This is a genomic window from Sulfitobacter sp. PS-8MA, from assembly GCF_040933935.1.
Taxonomy (GTDB): domain Bacteria; phylum Pseudomonadota; class Alphaproteobacteria; order Rhodobacterales; family Rhodobacteraceae; genus Sulfitobacter.
Map to the genome: position 1 here is coordinate 304,705 of NZ_JBFQYJ010000007.1, position 17,778 is coordinate 322,482.

The following is a 17,778-nucleotide window of genomic DNA, read 5'->3' on the forward strand; positions in this document are numbered from 1 at the left end:
CCCTTCAATTCAGTACGAATTCCATAACAAGCAAGTCGTTAACACGCTCTTGCCCGGCGACAGTCTGGACCCGTCGGAGCATCTGTGCACGCAGACGTGTAAGGGCCGACGCATCTTCCAAATCCCCCGGATCAAGCGCGCGCAGGTAGCTGTTGAGCACATCCACGACCCGCGGCAGCATTTTCTCAACCTCCGCCTGAGACGCGGTCGGCACTTCCAATTCAGCCCGAAAACGCAGGTGCTGTGACTGCGATGGAGCGCGGAGCGAGATCACCAGGGGCTCTACAGGAACGAAGGCCACATCCCGCACGGCGGGCACATCACCGGCGCTCGTGTCTCCGACTTGTTCTTCAGAACCGGGGGCCAGAATCATCCCCGAGGAAACGGCGAAAAAGCCGCCCCCCGCACCGACAAGACCCAGTATAACGCCAAGTATCACTGGCATTTTGGACTTCTTTTTCTGCGGTTCATCGGGCTGTGTTTCTTCTTCGGGCATGGGCTGTCCATTTTTTGCTTCCCCATCGGTATAGCCGGTTTTGCACTAACCGAATGTTAAGGCTGATCGTTCATCTGTCGGTCAGCGCCAGGCAGAAAGTCTGGCGAGACGGAGGCGACTGTGCAGCAATTACTAAACGTCTGGTTCGGCCTTGATTTGCGCCGCCAGATCACTGTCATCCTCGCGACTGTTGCGATGTTCGCGGCGATTCTCGCGATGTCTCGAATGGCGACGGCGCCGACGATGACCCTGCTCTACGCGGGGCTGGAAAATGGCGCCGCGGGCGATGTGGTGCGGTCGCTGGAGCAGCGTGGGATTACCTTTGAGGTGCGCGGCGGTTCGATCTTTGTCGATGCGCAGGAGCGCGACCAGTTGCGATTGACCCTTGCGAGCGAGGGGCTGCCGGCCAATGGCAATCGCGGCTATGAGTTGCTCGATAGTCTGACCGGGTTCGGCACGACGTCGCAAATGTTTGACGCCGCCTATTGGCGCGCGAAAGAGGGTGAATTGGCCCGTACAATCGTGGCCAACCCGCATATTGCAATGGCGCGGGTGCATATCGCCAGCACCGGGTCCAACCCGTTTCAGCGCGGCATCACCCCCAAGGCTTCCGTTTCGATCACACCGACCGGCGGTGCTGCCACCACGGCACAGGCCAAGGCGATACGTTATCTGGTGGCATCGGCCGTTGCAGGGCTGTCGCCAGAAGATGTGGCAGTGATTGATTCCAACGGGGCTCTGATTGGGCAGACGGACGATGCCGTCCCGGCCATCGGAGGCGATGACAAAGCGCAGATCCTGCGGGATCGGGTGCAGCGGCTTCTTGAGGCCCGCGTGGGCTTTGGGAATGCGGTTGTTGAAGTGAGCGTGGATACCGTCACCGAAAGCGAAGCCATTCGCGAGACACGTTTTGATCCCGAAAGCCGGGTGGCGATCAGCACCGATACAGAAGAGCGCACCAATACGTCGAGTGATGCTGGCGGCGGTGACGTCACCGTCGCCAGCAACCTGCCCGATCAAGAGGGCGGCGGCGGGGAAGCGTCGTCATCGCAAAACAACGAAACCCGCGAGCGCATCAACTACGAAGTGTCGGAAACGGAGCGGGAGATTATCCGCGCCCCCGGGGCCATCAAACGGGTAACCGTCGCCGTGCTGGTAAACGAACCCATGGCAACGAATGACGCCGGGGAAATGGTGACTCAACCGCGGGAAGAAGCGGAACTTTCAGCGCTGCGCGAGCTCGTCTCCTCTGCCGTCGGCTATGACGAGGCCCGTGGGGACATTATCACAATCAAATCGATGTCCCTGCAGAATATCGCCCCCAGCGGCACCGTGGCCGGTACATCGCTTCTGGACCGTCTTGATCTCGACTTGATGGCCGCCATTCAAATGGCCGTGCTCGCAATCGTCACCCTCATTCTCGGACTTTTCGTCGTGCGCCCGGTGCTGTCCCGTGCGCCGGACAAAGAAACGAGCAATATCCCCGCCATGCCGCCATCTTCGGTCGGTGCATCTGATGAGGTGGCAAACCTAGGCAGTCTTTCTGGCGATATCGCGTCAGATAGTTACGATCTACCTGATCCCGGCGATCGGGCCGGCACGGAAGCAGAGCTGCCGGCATTGGCGGGCCCGCCCGCAATGGGCGGGGATGAACCTGTCGACCGGCTGCGGGCCATGATCGGTGACCGCAAGGAAGAAACCGTCGAGATTCTGCGCAGTTGGCTCGAAGATAAGGAGGAAAGCGCATGACCTCCCTGTCGCACCGCTACCATGACTTCGGAACCAGCGCCGCCGGTGATGCGGAGGGCGCCATCGCCGAAGCGGTGCAGGATGAAAAACTTCAATCCTTTGAGGCGGGCTATCAGGCGGGATGGGACGATGCCGTAAAGGCGCATACGACGGACCGCGATCGTGCCGCGTCGGAAACCGCGCAGAGCCTTCAGGATATGTCTTTCACCTATCACGAGGTGCAGAGGAAGCTCCTTGACGCCCTGCATCCGCTGTTGCGCTGCGTTGTCGCCAAGGTTTTGCCCGTGGCTGCCCATGCCACGCTGGCCGAACAGGTTGTCGAACTGCTCGGCAAGATGCTTGCTGACAATGCCGAGGGCGGCATCGAGATTGTCGTGGCCCCCGAGCAGATGGATGCCATGCAAGAAACGCTCAGTCAGAAAATCAAACTGCCATTCTTGTTAACAGCCGAGCCAACTCTGAGCCCCGGACAGGTCTATCTGCGCGCAAATGCGCAAGAGCGAGAGATAAATCTCGACACCGTGCTGCTTGGCCTGTCCGACGCCCTCGACGCCTTCTTCCTTCAATCCCGACAGGAGACTTCCCGTGGATAGTACCCCCGCCGCGCCCGCTGCCGACATTTCGAACCCCTTCACCTCAGTGCCGATCGAGGTGAACGTCTGCGTGGGTAAGGCCCGGCCATTGATCCGTGATCTGGTCATGCTGGGCGAAAACGCCGTTCTGACGCTCGACAGCCGGATGGATGACCCGGTGGAGCTTTATGTGGGGGACCGTCTGATCGCCCGCGGGCTGCTGGAAGAACAAGAGGGCGATCCCTCTGGGCAGCTTGTGGTTCGGCTGACCGAAGTCGTGGACCTTCAGAAAAACCCGTGACAGCTCTGTACTTACACATCCGTGCGCTTTTTACGATCACGCTTCTGGCCCTTCCAGCCATGGCAACGGCGCAGGAATTTTCGCTATCTCTGGGCGATGACGGCTCTATCTCGGCCCGTACCATCCAGCTTTTCGCATTGATCACAGTGCTCAGCCTCGCCCCCGGGCTGGCCATTGTGGTGACCTGTTTCCCCTTTATCGTGACCGTCCTGTCTATCCTGCGACAAGCGATCGGGCTGCAACAGTCCCCGCCGAATATGCTGATCGTCAGCCTCGCACTTTTCCTGTCCTATTTCATCATGGAGCCAGTCTTTACCGCAGCCTGGGAGAACGGGATCGAGCCCCTTACGAATGAGGAAATCGATGTAGAGACCGCTTTTGCGCGCAGTTTGGCCCCTTTTCGCAGCTTTATGGCCGCGCGGCTGGATCCGGATACGTTTTTTGCCATGGCGGAGTTGCGGCCCGCCACGATATCGGCGGAGCCCGCGGCCGATGCCCCCCTATCGGTGCTGATCCCCTCTTTCCTGCTGTCCGAGATCGCGCGCGCTTTTCAAATCGGCTTTCTCATATATCTGCCATTCCTGATCATCGACCTCGTCGTTGCCGCGATTTTAATGTCGATGGGGATGATGATGGTGCCGCCCGCAGTGGTTTCCCTGCCCTTCAAGCTTGCTTTTTTCGTCGTCGCGGATGGGTGGAGCTTGATCGCTGGCAGTCTGGTGCGCAGCTATTTCTAAGCGCGATCCCCTCATCTTGAAACAAAGGGTCCGCAAAGGATTTCACCTGTTAATCGAGGTGAAAGACCGACCCGGCATTTTCCTGCTGCGCTGAGGTGGCGTGGATCTGGGGGATGTTCGGTGCGGCATTTACAAGAAAACGGGCAGGGCCTGCCTGCGATGATCTGTAGCGGGTTGCTCGTGGGAAGCGGCTGGATCTTATTCGCCCTATCGGCAAGCAAAATTCTGCCCGCGGGTGGCTTTGCGGCGGTTCTGGCGGCTTTGGTCTTGGCCGAAATTCTCGCACGGTTTCTGACCATCGGGCTGATGCATTTCGATGGCGTGGACGGCGGGCAAGGTTTGCATTGGTCGGATGCGCTGGGGACACTGCTTTTGCGCTGGGTGATCTTGGTCGCTGTTTTCGGGGCGCTTGCCGCCGGCAAAGGGCTGCCTTTGCTGGAAGGTCGACCGGTGATCGGGCTCTATCTGTCGGGCGCCAGTTTGCTCCTGGCATTGATGCATTTCGCGACCGGTTTGCGGGGCGCCATGCGGCGGCCCGCTGTCCTAATTCAATCGCCGCCCATGATCCTTGCCGCGGGGCTTGTTTGGAGCTTGGATCACATCGCTGAAACCACTCCTGAGCTGCAATTGGCGACATTGCTATTGCTTTGGCTCTTATGGGTCCTCATCCTTTGGCGCGGCCTGCCGTCCCCTTTCGGCGAGGGTAGGCGGTCGCGGCGACATTACCTGCGTGAGACTTTGCTGTCGATTGGCCCGGCATTGCTCGCCACGATAGATGTTTTGATCCTGTTTTCGCTGTTCTCCCCCCGCACCGTCACAGGATATCTTGTTTTGCGTGCAGGTGGCTTGGCTGTCACGAGGGCGATGCACCCCGTTAAGGTTGCGGCACAGGCACGGCTTCGGGCCGCTGCGGTGAATGGCAACACCCCAAGCTTTGTGGTCAATGCGGCGCGACTGAACCTCGGGCTGTTGCTGATCGGTGGCGGCATCTGCGTTGGCATCCTGGCGCTTTTCTCGGTGCTGACGCCCCTTTTTCCGCCGCCCTTTGAAGCAGAAAAAGCGGTGCTGTCATGGCTGCTTCTGGGGGCGGCCGCCCCAGCGTTATTTGGCGCCGGTCCCTTGTTTCTGACGATCACCGGGCAGCGACGGGAATGGGCGCTTATGAGTCTGACGGGGGCCTTTTTGATGGCCGGCTTGGCCTATGGATTGCGGGTGCAGACGCCTTTGGCCCTCGCACAACTCTATGCGGCGCTACAATTGGTCACTTTTGGCACTGCGGCTGCTGTGATCGGCCAAAGGCGTGGGGTTTGGCCCGGTTTGACAGCGCTGCTCTTTCGCCGCATTCGCCTGCTCTGATGGCCCGAAAACCCAGTTACCGCACCACAAACTCGGCATGAAGCGCGCCCGCGGCTTTGATACTTTTCAATATGTCGATCATATCGCGCGGGGAGACGCCAAGCGCATTCAGTCCGGCGATCACCTCAGAGAGCGAGGTGCCATTTGGGACTTCGGCAAGCCCGATGCCCGGTTCTTCCTGGATCGCCGCATTGGTGCGCGGAACGACGATCGTCTCGCCTTCGGAAAAAGGGTTGGGCTGTGAGACCAAAGGCGTCTCCTGGATGCGCAATGTCAGGTTCCCCTGCGACACGGCCACGCGCGAAATCCGCACATCTTCGCCCATCACGATGGTGCCCGACCGTTGATCGACCACCACCCGCGCTTTGCGTTCAGGCTCGACCTTGATATTTTCGATCCGGCCCAAAGCATGCGCCACGGAGGCCATGCGGGTCGCGGGCACGTCCAGTTGGACGGTTCCGCTATCAAGCATGACTGCGACCCGCCGCCCAAAATCGCGGTTGATCGCCTGTTCGATCCGACCGGCTGTCGTGAAATCCGCTTCGCGCAGCGCGAGGCGCAGTTCTTCTAGTGCGGAAAGCTCAAACTTGAGTTCGCGTTCCACCCGCGCGCCAGACGGGATCGTCCCCGATGTTGGCACGCCCTGCGTCACACTGCCGGCATCGCCCTCGGCCTTGGCGCCGCCGGCGATGATCGTCCCCTGGGCCACGGCATAGATCTGGCCATCCGCCGCGTTCATCGGGGTCATGATTAACGTGCCGCCCATCAGGCTCTTTGCATCGCCAATGGCTGAGACGGTAACATCGATCTGCCCGCCCGCGCGGGCGAAGGGCGGCAAGGTCGCGGTGACCAATACGGCGGCAACGTTTTTGGGGCGAAACTGCTCGCCGGTGACATTCACGCCAAGCCGTTCGAGGATATTGGTCATGATATCTTCAGTAAAGGGCGCATTGCGCAAACCGTCGCCACTGCCGTCCAGACCCACGACCAGACCGTAGCCGACGAGGTCATTCCCGCGCACCCCATCAAAATTCACCAGATCCTTGATCCGCACCGGCCCTGCGGCGGCGGACAGGGCCATGATCAGGCAGCTGGCCAGAAGCGCCAGGAGGCGGGTCATAGGAAGTTGACCAAGGACAGCTGCGACATGCGCACCGTGACTGAATACAGGCTTTGCAATTGGAATTGGACTTCCTCCAGCTTGGTGGCGGCATCGTAAGGGTCTGAGGCCAGCAAAGTGGCCTTGGCATAGTCCAGACTGGTTTTTTCGGCTGCGTTGCGGCTGCTGACCTGTTCGATCCGGGCTTCGGCAAAACCCACTTTGGCCCGGAGCGAAGTGATCCCGTCGCGTCCGGCCAACATCTGCTGGCCGGTCATCTCGAAAAGCTCGCTCTGCTCAGGCTCGGTCAGGGCGAGGGCCGGGTCTTCTGCCAAGGCCGCAACCGCGCTGAGGCGCAACATGGTTTTCAGATCCGTATCGGTGGCGCGGATATCGAGCCGCACATTTTCGGTTTCCGATAGGGTCATCGGGGCCAGCGCGCTGTCAGAGCCTCGATAGGCGGTAGCGGCAAAGCCTGCGGGATCGTTGAACCAATTCGTTGCCGCCGCCATAATGTCCGCCGGGGAGGTGGCCCCGGCGCTGGTGATCGCGGTTTTCAAGGCGCTGAGCAGGGCCGTGTCATCGGGCAGGGGCGCGCGGTCTGTCGCGGTGCCGCTGAACATGCTGCGCCCCGCGATGTTGGCGTTCACCGTGCCGACAAGGGCCGCCATCGCGTTGCGCGCCTCCGCTGCCACCACGGCTTTCGAGGTGCCGACCGCACTGGTGCCGGCGGCGATCAGGCTGAGGGATAGGTTGGTGCCAAGGCTCTCGATCCTCTCCAGCGCCGATTGCATTGCCCCGGCCATATGCTCGGCTTCGGTGGTGGCGACGTCATAGCCCGTCAGCGTGTCGAGCTTGCGCTCGATCTCGGTCAGGTAGCTGTAGTTTCCGCCCAGAACCGCCCGCGTGTCGGCCACTTGGCCGGTTGACAGTTCGGTCGTCAGCCGGGCCATCTCTTGTTTCAGGGCCGTGTTGCGATTGCGCAGCATAAAGGACTGGGCAAGATCACCGATGGAGGTGCTGCTCATGGTCAAAGCCTCATGATCGTTTGCATCATTTCGTCCACCGCTTCGATCACCCGCGCGTTCGCCGCATAGGTTTGTTCGATGATCATCAAACGCTGAATCTCGTCGTCACTGTCGACCCCATCGGCGAGCTGCTGCTGGGTCAGCACGTTCAGCCTTGTCGTGGCAAAGCTGAGCATTTGGTCGGCATTGCCACGCTCCGCGCCAATGTCGGCGGTGAGGGTCGAGACCAGTTCGATCAAGGCGTAGCTGCCGCCGCCGAAACTGCCGCTGGCGGGGGTTTGTCCCTGGGTGAGCGCGGCTGTCAGACTTTGCAGCAGGTTGGCGTTCCCAGTGTCGCCGGGGCTGACCGCGTTGATCCCATCGCGCATACGCCAGGCCTCGCCGCCTTGGGCCGGGTCAACCGCCGAGTTCACGGCGAGCCGCGCGGCCAGACCCAGCTCATCCGCCGGCGCAAAAGCGGTGCTGCTGTCGGTGAAAAGCCCGGCATCCCCGGGGGCAAGCGTCGGATCGACTGCGGGGTCTTGAAAGCGGATGACCAGATCGCGGGCCAAAGCGTCCAGCTCGCCCTGTGCGGTAACGGCCATTTCATCTCGAATCGCAAATTGCGCGCCAATCGCCCCACCCCGCAGGGCGCCGCTTTCGCTTCCTGTGCGCAGCGGGTTGCCGTTCAGGGTCAGCCCCAACAGCGTGCCCGCGTCGACCGACATATAGGGGGTGACGAGGTTGACCCGCTCAAACCCAATCTCGCCCGCCCTGCCATCCAGCAGGATCGCCCCGCCAGTGGAATAGAGCGCGATCTGGCCATGGTCGCGGGGGACCGAGCGCACAGGCACCAGCGCGCTGATTTCATCGACCAACCGTTGGCGGTGGTCTTGCAAAGCGGTTGCGTCCTGACTTTGGACCTGCGCAGCGGTGATCTGCGCGTTGAGGGTCTCAACCTGTTTTAGCGCGGTGTTAAGGGCCGTGACCTGTTCATCGATGGTCCGGTCTGCAAGGCTGCGCGCGTCCTGCAAGCCGTTGGATACATTGGCAATGCTGCTGGCGAGGCTGCGCGCATCGGTGACGGCTTGGCTTAACCGCTCGGGCGCTTCGGGGCGGCTGGCGGCGGTGATCAGCGCGGTTTCAAACTGTGCGACACGGGCGGAGACGGAGTTCGGATCATCCGGGGTCCCGATCAGCGTTTCGAGTTTCGAATAAAACTGCGCCGCCATCTGCGCATGGCCCTGTTCCGCATCGGCCAAGCGTTTGTCCGAGGCTATGCCCTCATCGACAGTGCGGGCCACCCCATCGACCCGCACGCCCCCGGCGCCGCCAATAGCAGTGGGGGAGAGTTCCAGCACCCGCCGCCCATAGCCGGGGGTCAATGCGTTGGAGATGTTGGACGAGACGATCTCGGCCCCGCGCCCGGCGGCGCGCAGACCGGTCATCGCATTGGACAATGCCCCGGATATGCTCATCTGGTACTCGCTTTGCTGTCAGGGAAGGTTGGGCGGTTTAGCGTTTGATGTTGGTGGTTTCCTGCAACATCTCATCCACCGTCTGGATCACCTTGGCATTGGTGGAATAGGCCCGTTGGGTTTGGATCATCGAGGTCAGCTCGGTCGCAACATCTGTCGCCGATTCCTCGCGGGCGTAGGATTTGATGTCGCCCGTCGGCCCATCCCCCGCGTCCCAAAGGAAGAAGGCCCCGCTGTCAGGCGAGCTGCGATAGGTTTGCCCGTCCATCGGGATCAGCCCTTCGGGGTTGGACATATCGACCAGCGGCACCTGATAGATGGTGCGGGTCACGCCGGAATCGTAGACCGATTGCACGAAGCCGTTTTCGTCAATCTCGACCGAGATCATATTCCCGATCGGCGAGCCGTCTTTATCGATCGAAATGGGGGCAAAACTGTCAGACAGTTGCGAGATGCCATAGGTGTCCCCGATCGATCCGATGTTGAAGGCGATCGGGCCGCTGGCGACGCCGACGACCATTTCGCCCGAGACCGGATCATAGCTCCCCCCCGACACCGTGGTGACCGCAGAGATGGTTCCGCCCGAGGCGCGGCCATCATCGAAGGTGACGACATATTCGCCCACCACAGCGTCGTTGGACGCGGAATCGCGCAGGACGATGGTCCATTCATTCGAGGACCCGCTGGCCGGGACCGTCGGGGTGAAGGATATGGAAATGCTTTGCGAGGTGCCGAGATTGTCGTAATATTCGATCGACAGGTCTTGCGCCTCACCGGGTGCGCCCGCGATCGTTGCGGTGGCCGGGAGGTTCAGGCTCATGTCGATCGAGGTGGTGGGATCGCCGCTGAGGTTCAGCGCGAATTGTATCGGCTCAAGCCCATCGCTGGTGTCGCGCGGGTAGGAGGGCACCGTGCCATCTTTCGCCGCGGGCCAGCCCATCAGCAATTGGCCGGATTCATTCGCCAAAAGCCCGTCTGCGTCGATGCGGAACGAGCCTGTGGTGGTCAGCATCATCTGCGGCTGACCGCTGCCCGATAGAAACTCCGCCCGGCTGGCCACGGGCAACATGCCGCGCCCGCGCACCGCAAGGTCGGTCGAGTTCGACGTGCTGACCAAAGAGCCGCCTTCGCTGATCAGCCGCTGGGTCGAGGCGCCGACCCCGCCCGCGGTATAGGTGCGCGAGCCCGAGGAAAGCACCAGAGAATTGAAATCCGTCACCACGCGTTTGTAGCCAAAGGTCGAGGCATTCGCGATGTTGTCGGAGATCGAGGCGAGCCGTGTCGCATTGCTGCGCAGCCCCGCCACACCCGCGTTGAGCGAAGAAGAAATTGTCATGGACACGCCTTTCTGCTGTATCAATCTGATGCAGCAGCAATAGACGCCCTGTGCTTAACGCCGCACTAACAGATAAAATGCGCGACATTCGCGGCGCCGCGCAGGGCCGCCCGAGGTTTGCCCCCGGGGGGCGCGGGTCACCGGTCCGCGCGCAGCAACACGATCTCCAGCCGGTTGTTGCGCCGGGCCATTCGGTCGGCGGTCACGGGGTCGCGGTCCGCATGGCCTGTAACGCGCCGCACCCGGCCCGGCGCGATCCCCGCATCGCCCAGCAGCAGGCGCATTTTGCTGGCCCGCGCGGCGGAAAGTTCCCAGACCGGGCTGTGGTTCAGCACCACCGGATTGGCCCGCACATGGCCGCCGATGGCAATGCCATTGGTGACCGCCTTGCTGGTCTCGGCGATGATGATGGCAAGATCGCGCAGCACCTGGGTTGGCGTGTCACTGCCGTCTTCGAACAGAGGAGTGCCGTCGAGGTCGAAAAGCTCGATCACCAGCCCTTCGTCGGTGATCCGCGTCACGATATGGCGCAGGGCGTTTTCCATGACCATGGTCTCTCCGCCGCGCCCCATTAGCATGGCATCGACTTCCTTAAAGACCTCATCCTCGACCCCGCTGTCGCCCTCACCGCTGTTGGACTTTGCATCGCGCGGCGCGCCGGGGGAGGTGGCACCCGTGCCATTGCGCGGCAAAGTCTCTTCCGAAAAGATGCTATCGCCGCCGAAAGAGCCGGTCCCGCCCCCGGAAATCCGGTTGATCGGGATCGTCGGCGAAAAGTAATCCGCGATCCCTTTGCGTTGTTGTTCGGTTGTCGCATTCAGCAGCCACATCAACATGAAGAAGGCCATCATCGCGGTCACAAAATCCGCATAGGCAACTTTCCAGGCACCGCCATGATGCCCGCCGCCGCCGACGACCTTCTTCCGTTTGATGATGACCGGTGCCACATTTGCATGCGCCGCCATATCACTCACCCATTTTTCACCCAGGCTCAGGTCTAGCGCAGCGGGTTTACCGGGGGCTTAACATCTTCAACTGTCGCTAAATTTCGGCGGCTCTTGCACTTTGCGCTGCGCTGGCCCCAGATGCACGCATAAGGGGAGGTGGTCAGATGGCGGAGCAGGAAACGGACGGCGGCTATGCCTGGGGGCGGCTGGCCCTGACCTTGCTGATTGCGCTGACGGTCAATGCGGGCATGTGGGCGATCATTGTCATCATGCCCGCCGTCGAGGCCGAGTTTGGCAGCAGCCGCGCTGGCGCTGCTTTGCCCTATACGCTGACCATGGTCGGCTTTGGGCTGGGCAATTACCTCATCGGCCATGCGGTGGACCGTTTCGGCGTCACCCGCGCGCTGATCGCGGCGGCTTTGGCAACGGCGACGGGCTATGGGCTTGCCACCCTGTCGCAGAGCATCGCCATGCTTTCGCTCGCGCAGCTTCTGGTCGGCTTTGCCTCTGCCGTGGGTTTCGGGCCGCTGATCGCCGATATCTCGCATTGGTTCGTGCGGCGGCGGGGCATCGCCGTGGCGATTGCGGCCAGTGGGAATTACCTCTCTGGGGCGATCTGGCCGATGCTCCTGGCGGGTGTCTTGGCCGAGAATGGCTGGCGGGCGGTCTATCTGGTTCTGGCGGGGGTGACGCTGGTCGGGGTGATCCCCCTGGCCTTTGCCCTGCGGCGCACGGTGAGCGACAGCACCCGCGATGCGGCGGAACAAGCCTCCACCCGCTTTGCACGTTCCGCCGGGCTTAGCCCGCGCAGCCTGCAATATCTGCTGGGGCTGGCCGGGGTCGGCTGTTGCGTGGCCATGTCGATGCCGCAGGTGCATATCGTCTCTTATGCCGTCGATCTGGGCTTTGGCGCGGAGGCGGGGGCCGAGATGCTGTCGCTGATGCTCTTGGGTGGTGTTGGCTCGCGCATCCTGTCGGGGCTGCTGGCGGACCGGCTGGGCGGGGTGCGCACGCTGCTGATCGGCTCTGCGCTGCAATGTCTGGCGCTGATGCTCTACCTGCCCAGCGGGGGGCTGGCATGGCTCTATGCGGTGAGCCTGATCTTTGGCCTCAGTCAGGGGGGCATCGTGCCGAGCTATGCGGTGATCGTGCGCGAATATATGCCCGCCCGCGAGGCCGGGGCGCGGGTCGGTTTCGTGATGATGGCGACGATCCTTGGCATGGCACTGGGCGGCTGGCTGTCGGGGCAGATCTACGACCTCAGCGGTTCTTATGCGCTGGCCTTTATCAATGGCATCCTCTGGAACGGGCTCAATCTCGGGATCATGCTATGGCTGCTGTGGCGCAGCAGCCCGCGCCCGCCGCGCAGGCCTAGCCCTGATCCCGGGCCGCCCGTTCCCGCGCCAATGTGATCTGGCGCTGGCGCTCGCGAAAACGCGCCTTGTCGGCGTCGGAGGTTTCGTCAATGCAGTGATGACAGGAGACCCCGGCCTCATAGGCAGGGTGGTTCCGATCCTCGGGCAGGATCGGGCGGCGGCAGCCGTGGCAGAGCATATGCGGCCCCTCGCGCAGCCCGTGGCCGACGCTGACGCGGTTGTCGAAAACGAAACAGTCGCCTTCCCAGGTGCTGTCCTGCTCGGGCACCTCTTCGAGGTACTTCAGGATGCCGCCCTTGAGGTGGAACACATCGTTCACCCCCTGGCCCAACAGATAGTTGGTCGACTTCTCGCAGCGGATGCCACCGGTGCAGAACATCGCGATCTTCTTGTTGTGAAAGCGGTCCTTGTTGGCCTCCCACCATTCGGGGAATTCGCCAAAGCTTTCGGTCTGCGGATCAACCGCGCCTTCGAATGTGCCAATCGCCACTTCGTAGCTGTTGCGCGTGTCGATCACCGCCACATCGGGCGAGCGGATCAGCTCGTTCCAATCCTTCGGATCGACATAATGGCCCACTTGCGCACGCGGATCGACATCGGGTTGGCCCATGGTCACGATCTCGCGCTTGAGGCGCACCTTCATCTTGCCAAAGGGCGGCTTGTCGCTGGTCGCTTCCTTCCACTCCAGATCGGCGCAGCCGGGCAAGGCGCGCAGATGGGCGATCACCGCGTCGATTCCGGCGCGCGGCCCGGCGATGGTGCCGTTCACCCCTTCGGCGGCCAGCAGCAGCGTGCCCTTGACCGATTGCGCCTCGCAAAGCGCCAGAAGCGCAGGCTTGAGGGCGGCGGGATCGTCGAAACGGGTGAAATGATAGAGCGCGGCGATGGTATACATGAGCGTCAAATAAGCACTTCTGACACAAAGCTCAATCCGGCCCGCGCCATTGACCTGCCGCCCCCGCGGCCCTACCCCTTTGACAGAAGGAGACAGCCCATGACCCATGCTCTGATCGTGATTGACGTGCAAAATGATTTCCTGCCCGGCGGGGCGCTTGGCGTGCCGCAGGGGGACGCGGTCTTGAAAGGGATCAACGCGCTGATGCCCGAGTTCGACGCGGTGGTGCTGACGCAGGATTGGCACCCGGCGGGGCATTTGTCTTTCGCCTCCTCGCATGCGGACAAAACCCCCTATGAGCTGATCACCATGCCCTATGGCCCGCAGGTGCTCTGGCCCGATCACTGTATCCAAGGCAGCATCGGCGCGCAGTTCCACCCGGACCTGCAGATCGACCGGGCGGATATGATCATTCGCAAGGGCTATAATCCGGACATCGACAGCTACTCGGCGTTTTTTGAGAATGACCACCGCACGCCAACCGGGCTCGAAGGCTACCTGCGCACGCGGGGGATCGAGCGGCTCACGATGGTCGGGCTGGCGCTGGACTTCTGCGTGAACTTCTCGGCCGTGGATGCGGCGAAACTCGGCTTTGAGGTGGAGGTGCGCGAAGACCTCTGCCGGGCAATTGATCTGGATGGATCGCTGGCCAAGGCCCGCGAAGGGATGCGCGCGGCGGGGGTGACGCTGGTATGAAGCTAGAGGAGGCAATCTATGGCAAGTACCGCCTGGTCGCGGGAAAGCTGGGTGAAAAGTACGTGGCCCGCGCATTCTATAGCAACAATTCAAAGGGGCGAGGCGTGGTCGCGGAGGTTGAAGGGACTTCTAGCGTGGCGGCAATTGAGACATTGAGAGACGCGTTGAAAGAACGTTATAGTTCACGGGTACAAGCGCGGCGGTACATCGCGCGGCTCGATTTTCATGTTCCCACTACAGATGAATTCGTTGAAGCCCTACAGGCCGCTGGTCCTAAGCCCGCAGAACTGGATATGCTCGGAGCGCATGCGCGGGCCGGCGAGAACGGCCTAACCCCTTTGCGGATTGCGAAAGCTGGCGGGTACAGTACGATTTCGAATGCGAATGCGCTCTACGGTAAACTGGGCCGAAAACTGGAAGAGCACCTTGGAGTGACGGCACCGAAGGCCATCAGAGCGGACCGGGATGTGCCGACCGGCATCCTCGCGACCTACGAAGCTGATCCGCAAGGGGGCGATGTCATGGTCTGGATCATGCACCCTGAGCTGCGAGAGGCTGTCGCAGCTGCTTTGCCTTCTCAGAAAGAATAATAACGATAGAAATCCCGTCCGGCGCGTGCCGGGCGTGGTCCTTATCAAAAGGAACCCCCCATGGTCGACATCGCCACCCGCGTCTATAATCACAAGTGGAAGATCGACCCGATCGTGCGGTCCCTGATCGACACGGATTTCTACAAGCTCTTGATGTGCCAATCGGTGTTCCGCAACAAGCCGGACACCCAGGTCACCTTTAGCCTGATCAACCGCTCCACCCAGATTCCGCTGGCAGACCTGATCGACGAAGGCGAGCTGCGCGAGCAGCTTGACCATATCCGCTCGCTCAGCCTTGGGCGCGGCGAAAGCACATGGCTGCGCGGGAACACCTTTTACGGCAAGCGTCAGATGTTCCGCCCGGATTTTATGGAGTGGTTCGAGAACCTGCGCCTGCCGCCCTATCATCTGGAGCGCAAGGGCGATCAATATGAGCTGACATTCGAGGGCAGTTGGCCCGAGGTGATGCTTTGGGAAGTGCCCGCCTTGGCGGTCCTGATGGAGCTGCGCAGCCGCGCCGTGCTCAACCGGATGGACCGCTTCGAGCTGCAAATCCTCTATGCCCGCGCCATGACCCGTGTCTGGGAGAAGATCGAGGAGCTGCGCGAGATTGACGGGCTGTCGATTGCCGATTTCGGCACGCGACGGCGGCATTCCTATCTCTGGCAGGATTGGTGCGTGCAGGCGATGCGCGAGGGGCTGGGCGATGCCTTTACCGGCACGTCAAACTGCAAGATCGCCATGGGCCGCGAGGTCGAGGCGATTGGCACCAATGCCCATGAGCTGCCGATGATCTATGCCGCCCTGGCCCAGGATGACGCGGCGCTGGCCCAGGCCCCCTATGATGTCTTGCAAGATTGGCATGATGAGCATGAGGGCAATCTGCGGATCATCCTACCCGACACCTATGGCACCAAGGGTTTCTTGGACAATGCGCCCGATTGGCTGGCAGGCTGGACCGGCATTCGCGTCGACAGCGGCGATCCGGCAACCGCTGCCCAGACCGCCATCGACTGGTGGCGGGAGCGCGGCGAAGACCCGACCGGGAAGCGGGTGATCTTCAGCGATGGGCTCGACGTCGGCAAGATCAAAGAGCTGCACGCGCAGTTCGCGGGCAAGGCCAAGATCTCCTTCGGCTGGGGCACATTGCTGACCAACGACTTTCGCGGCTTGGTGCCAGATGATGCGCTGGCGCCCTTCAGTCTGGTCTGCAAGGCGGTCAGCGCCAATGGGCAGCCCACGGTGAAGCTTTCGGACAATCCTAATAAGGCGATGGGCCCGGCGGATGAGGTCGCGCGCTATAAGCGGGTCTTCGGTGTCGGGGATCAGACCGCGCAGCAGGTTATTGTTTGAGGCTCAGCCCTGTTGAAAGGCGCTGAGCGGAAATTCCGCTGTCGCCTTGAGCCCTTCGCGCCGCCACTCATAGCTCAGCGTGCCCCCGGCGGCGCGGGTCAGGGATTGAATGATCTTGGAACCGCTGCTGCGGCTCGTTTTGATCACCTCGGGGCCGCCCGTTTCCTGCCAGGTAAAGCGCATCCGGGCGGGGTTTTTCAGCAACGAGACATCCAGATCGACCTTGCCGAGCGGCGTGCTCAGCGCCCCATGTTTGACCGCATTCGTCGCCAATTCATGCAGCGCCAGCGTCAAAGGCGAGACCAATTGATGCGAGATCAGCGGGTTCTTGCCGCTCAGACGGATCTGCGCGCTCTCGCCCGAAGTATAGGCCCGCGCGATGGGCCCCAACAGGGTCGCGAAATCAATCGCGGACTGGTCGCTGCGGCCAATGGTGTCGAAATGCGCAGCACCAAGGGCCGAAAGCCGGGTCATCACCTTTTCGGCAAATTGGTCAGGGTCGGTTTCCTCACGCGCGGTCATGCGGACCATGGCGGTCATCACATTCACGATATTGCGCAGCCGGTGCAGCAGTTCCTGATCCGCCAGCTCGCGATCTTCGCGCTCGGCCCGGCGCCGTTCGGAGACATCCATCTGCGAGCCGAAGAAAAAGGCCAGATTGCCTTCTTCGTCATTGATCGGGCCAAGTTGCAGCGCGTTGAGAAAGGCGCTGCCATCCTTGCGGTAGTTCAGAATTTCGACGGTATCCACCCGGCGGTCCAGCAAGATCTCCCGCACCGCATTGATGCTGTCGCGCGTGGTTTCCGGGCCTTGCAGAAAGCGACAGTTCTGGCCAACGATCTCCTCCAGGGCGTAGCCTGTCAGCTCGGTAAAGGCCGCATTGACATAGACAATGGGGTTGTCGGGCAGCTTGGGGTCCGTGATGCAAAGCGGCAGGCGCGCGTAGCGCACGGCTTTGCCAAGGATGTCTTCAAGAAGGGCAGGCCGGACCGGGGCCGCAGTTGCATCGCTCATCCGCTGTTCATCGCCCCATTAAGAAATGTCCATTCCATGTGCCTTATTGGTGGAAGCCGGGTCAAGGGGGGCGTCGGGGCGCCGCAAGCCTGATCGTCTGGATTCCACATCTGTTAAAACCCGCGGGGGAAGTTACCCGTCGGGGTCCACCTTGCCGCGCATCGCCTTGACCTCGCCCCGGACCTTCTTTGCCTTCAGGCGCCGCTTCTTCGACCCCAGCGTGGGCCGGGTCGCGATCCGTCGCTTTGGCGGCGTCAGTGCCTTGCGGACCAGATCGGCCAGCCGCTCGCGCACCAATTCGCGGTTGCGCGCCTGGCTGCGGGTCTCGTCACATTGCAGGACCAGCGCCCCCTCCGTCGTCCAGCGGCGCCCGGCAAGCCTGCGCAACCGGTTCTTGACCGGTTGCGGCAGCGAGGGCGAGGTCGCCGCTTCAAAGCGCAGTTCAACGGCAGAGGAGACCTTGTTCACATTCTGCCCGCCGGGGCCGGAGGCGCGCATGAAGCTCTCGGTCAGCTCCCAGTCCTGAATGGCGATGTCATCATTGATGTGCAGCATGGGCTCTCCTTGTGCATATCATGGCAGCCACAGGCAAAAGGGTGAAGGGGCGATGCGAAATGGGCCGCCCCTTGCGGAACGGCCCAATCGAATGGTTTCAGGAGGGGGATCGGTTAGACCGTGATCCACCAGGTGGTTGCGACTGCCAGGGGCTGCCCTAGCGCGAAACCTCTCTGGCTGTTCCGACACCTCGCTCCAATACCTTTCTTGACACTGGATCA

The 17,778-nt window shown here is 61.8% G+C and carries 18 protein-coding genes; 9 read left to right on the plus strand and 9 right to left on the minus strand.

The features are described 5' to 3' along the window. Window positions 1-4 precede the first annotated feature (4 nt). Window positions 5-496, minus strand: coding sequence for a flagellar basal body-associated protein FliL (gene fliL, locus AB4M76_RS14855; protein WP_368442783.1), 492 nt, complete (start codon window positions 494-496; stop codon window positions 5-7). A gap of 120 nt (window positions 497-616) precedes the next feature. Here fliL and fliF point away from each other — a divergent pair, with 120 nt between their 5' ends. From fliF to AB4M76_RS14880, 5 genes are all read left to right on the plus strand, one after another. Next, window positions 617-2,245 carry a flagellar basal-body MS-ring/collar protein FliF gene (gene fliF, locus AB4M76_RS14860; protein ID WP_368442784.1) on the plus strand — a complete coding sequence of 543 codons (1,629 nt, stop codon included), beginning with the start codon at window positions 617-619 and terminating at the stop codon, window positions 2,243-2,245. Continuing rightward, complete coding sequence (locus AB4M76_RS14865) at window positions 2,242-2,838, plus strand: hypothetical protein (RefSeq protein ID WP_368442785.1); 597 nt, start codon at window positions 2,242-2,244, stop codon at window positions 2,836-2,838. The genes fliF and AB4M76_RS14865 overlap by 4 nt, the downstream gene beginning before the upstream one ends. Continuing rightward, the gene (locus AB4M76_RS14870) at window positions 2,831-3,118 is read left to right on the plus strand and encodes a FliM/FliN family flagellar motor switch protein (RefSeq protein WP_368442786.1); all 288 of its coding nucleotides are present in this window, start codon (window positions 2,831-2,833) and stop codon (window positions 3,116-3,118) included. Before AB4M76_RS14865 ends, AB4M76_RS14870 begins: the two co-directional genes overlap by 8 nt. A gap of 59 nt (window positions 3,119-3,177) precedes the next feature. Continuing rightward, window positions 3,178-3,855, plus strand: a complete 678-nt coding sequence (fliP, locus tag AB4M76_RS14875) for a flagellar type III secretion system pore protein FliP (protein ID WP_368443525.1) — start codon at window positions 3,178-3,180, stop codon at window positions 3,853-3,855. A gap of 561 nt (window positions 3,856-4,416) precedes the next feature. Continuing rightward, a complete protein-coding gene (locus AB4M76_RS14880; protein WP_368442787.1) occupies window positions 4,417-5,211 on the plus strand; it encodes a hypothetical protein in 795 nt (264 codons plus the stop codon). 16 nt (window positions 5,212-5,227) lie between these two features. Here AB4M76_RS14880 and AB4M76_RS14885 read toward each other — a convergent pair whose 3' ends face one another. From AB4M76_RS14885 to AB4M76_RS14905, 5 genes are all read right to left on the minus strand, one after another. Continuing rightward, window positions 5,228-6,331, minus strand: coding sequence for a flagellar basal body P-ring protein FlgI (locus AB4M76_RS14885; RefSeq protein WP_368442788.1), 1,104 nt, complete (start codon window positions 6,329-6,331; stop codon window positions 5,228-5,230). Continuing rightward, window positions 6,328-7,338, minus strand: a complete 1,011-nt coding sequence (locus AB4M76_RS14890) for a flagellin (RefSeq protein ID WP_368442789.1) — start codon at window positions 7,336-7,338, stop codon at window positions 6,328-6,330. The genes AB4M76_RS14885 and AB4M76_RS14890 overlap by 4 nt, the downstream gene beginning before the upstream one ends. A gap of 2 nt (window positions 7,339-7,340) precedes the next feature. Next, on the minus strand, window positions 7,341-8,795 hold the full coding sequence (flgK, locus tag AB4M76_RS14895; protein ID WP_368442790.1) for a flagellar hook-associated protein FlgK: 1,455 nt from the start codon (window positions 8,793-8,795) through the stop codon (window positions 7,341-7,343). Between the two features lie 37 nt (window positions 8,796-8,832). After that, window positions 8,833-10,131, minus strand: a complete 1,299-nt coding sequence (locus tag AB4M76_RS14900; protein WP_368442791.1) for a flagellar hook protein FlgE — start codon at window positions 10,129-10,131, stop codon at window positions 8,833-8,835. A 137-nt stretch (window positions 10,132-10,268) separates the two neighbouring features. Continuing rightward, entirely contained in the window at window positions 10,269-11,096 is an 828-nt protein-coding gene (locus AB4M76_RS14905; RefSeq protein WP_368442792.1) for a flagellar motor protein MotB, read from the minus strand. Between the two features lie 146 nt (window positions 11,097-11,242). Between AB4M76_RS14905 and AB4M76_RS14910 the strand changes: the two genes are divergently transcribed. Further along, complete coding sequence (locus AB4M76_RS14910) at window positions 11,243-12,490, plus strand: MFS transporter (RefSeq protein WP_368442793.1); 1,248 nt, start codon at window positions 11,243-11,245, stop codon at window positions 12,488-12,490. Here AB4M76_RS14910 and AB4M76_RS14915 read toward each other — a convergent pair. Then, entirely contained in the window at window positions 12,450-13,349 is a 900-nt protein-coding gene (locus AB4M76_RS14915) for a rhodanese-related sulfurtransferase (protein WP_368443527.1), read from the minus strand. The two genes, AB4M76_RS14910 and AB4M76_RS14915, sit on opposite strands and share 41 nt — an antisense overlap. A gap of 99 nt (window positions 13,350-13,448) precedes the next feature. Between AB4M76_RS14915 and pncA the strand changes: the two genes are divergently transcribed. The 3 genes from pncA to pncB are packed head-to-tail and all read left to right on the plus strand — an operon-like array spanning window position 13,449 to window position 15,988. After that, complete coding sequence (gene pncA, locus AB4M76_RS14920) at window positions 13,449-14,045, plus strand: bifunctional nicotinamidase/pyrazinamidase (RefSeq protein ID WP_368442794.1); 597 nt, start codon at window positions 13,449-13,451, stop codon at window positions 14,043-14,045. Beyond that, window positions 14,042-14,635 (plus strand): hypothetical protein, encoded by a 594-nt coding sequence (locus tag AB4M76_RS14925; protein ID WP_368442795.1) that lies wholly within the window; start codon window positions 14,042-14,044, stop codon window positions 14,633-14,635. Before pncA ends, AB4M76_RS14925 begins: the two co-directional genes overlap by 4 nt. A gap of 60 nt (window positions 14,636-14,695) precedes the next feature. Further along, window positions 14,696-15,988: a nicotinate phosphoribosyltransferase gene (gene pncB, locus AB4M76_RS14930; protein WP_368442796.1), complete on the plus strand. Its 1,293-nt coding sequence runs from the start codon at window positions 14,696-14,698 to the stop codon at window positions 15,986-15,988. A 3-nt stretch (window positions 15,989-15,991) separates the two neighbouring features. On the opposite strand, the gene AB4M76_RS14935 is transcribed toward pncB, so the two are convergent. Together AB4M76_RS14935 and arfB are read right to left on the minus strand one after the other, a co-directional pair. Next, window positions 15,992-17,002 (minus strand): PAS domain-containing protein, encoded by a 1,011-nt coding sequence (locus AB4M76_RS14935; RefSeq protein ID WP_368442798.1) that lies wholly within the window; start codon window positions 17,000-17,002, stop codon window positions 15,992-15,994. A gap of 132 nt (window positions 17,003-17,134) precedes the next feature. Then, window positions 17,135-17,557 (minus strand): alternative ribosome rescue aminoacyl-tRNA hydrolase ArfB, encoded by a 423-nt coding sequence (gene arfB, locus AB4M76_RS14940; protein WP_368442799.1) that lies wholly within the window; start codon window positions 17,555-17,557, stop codon window positions 17,135-17,137. Between the last annotated feature and the right edge of the window lie 221 nt (window positions 17,558-17,778).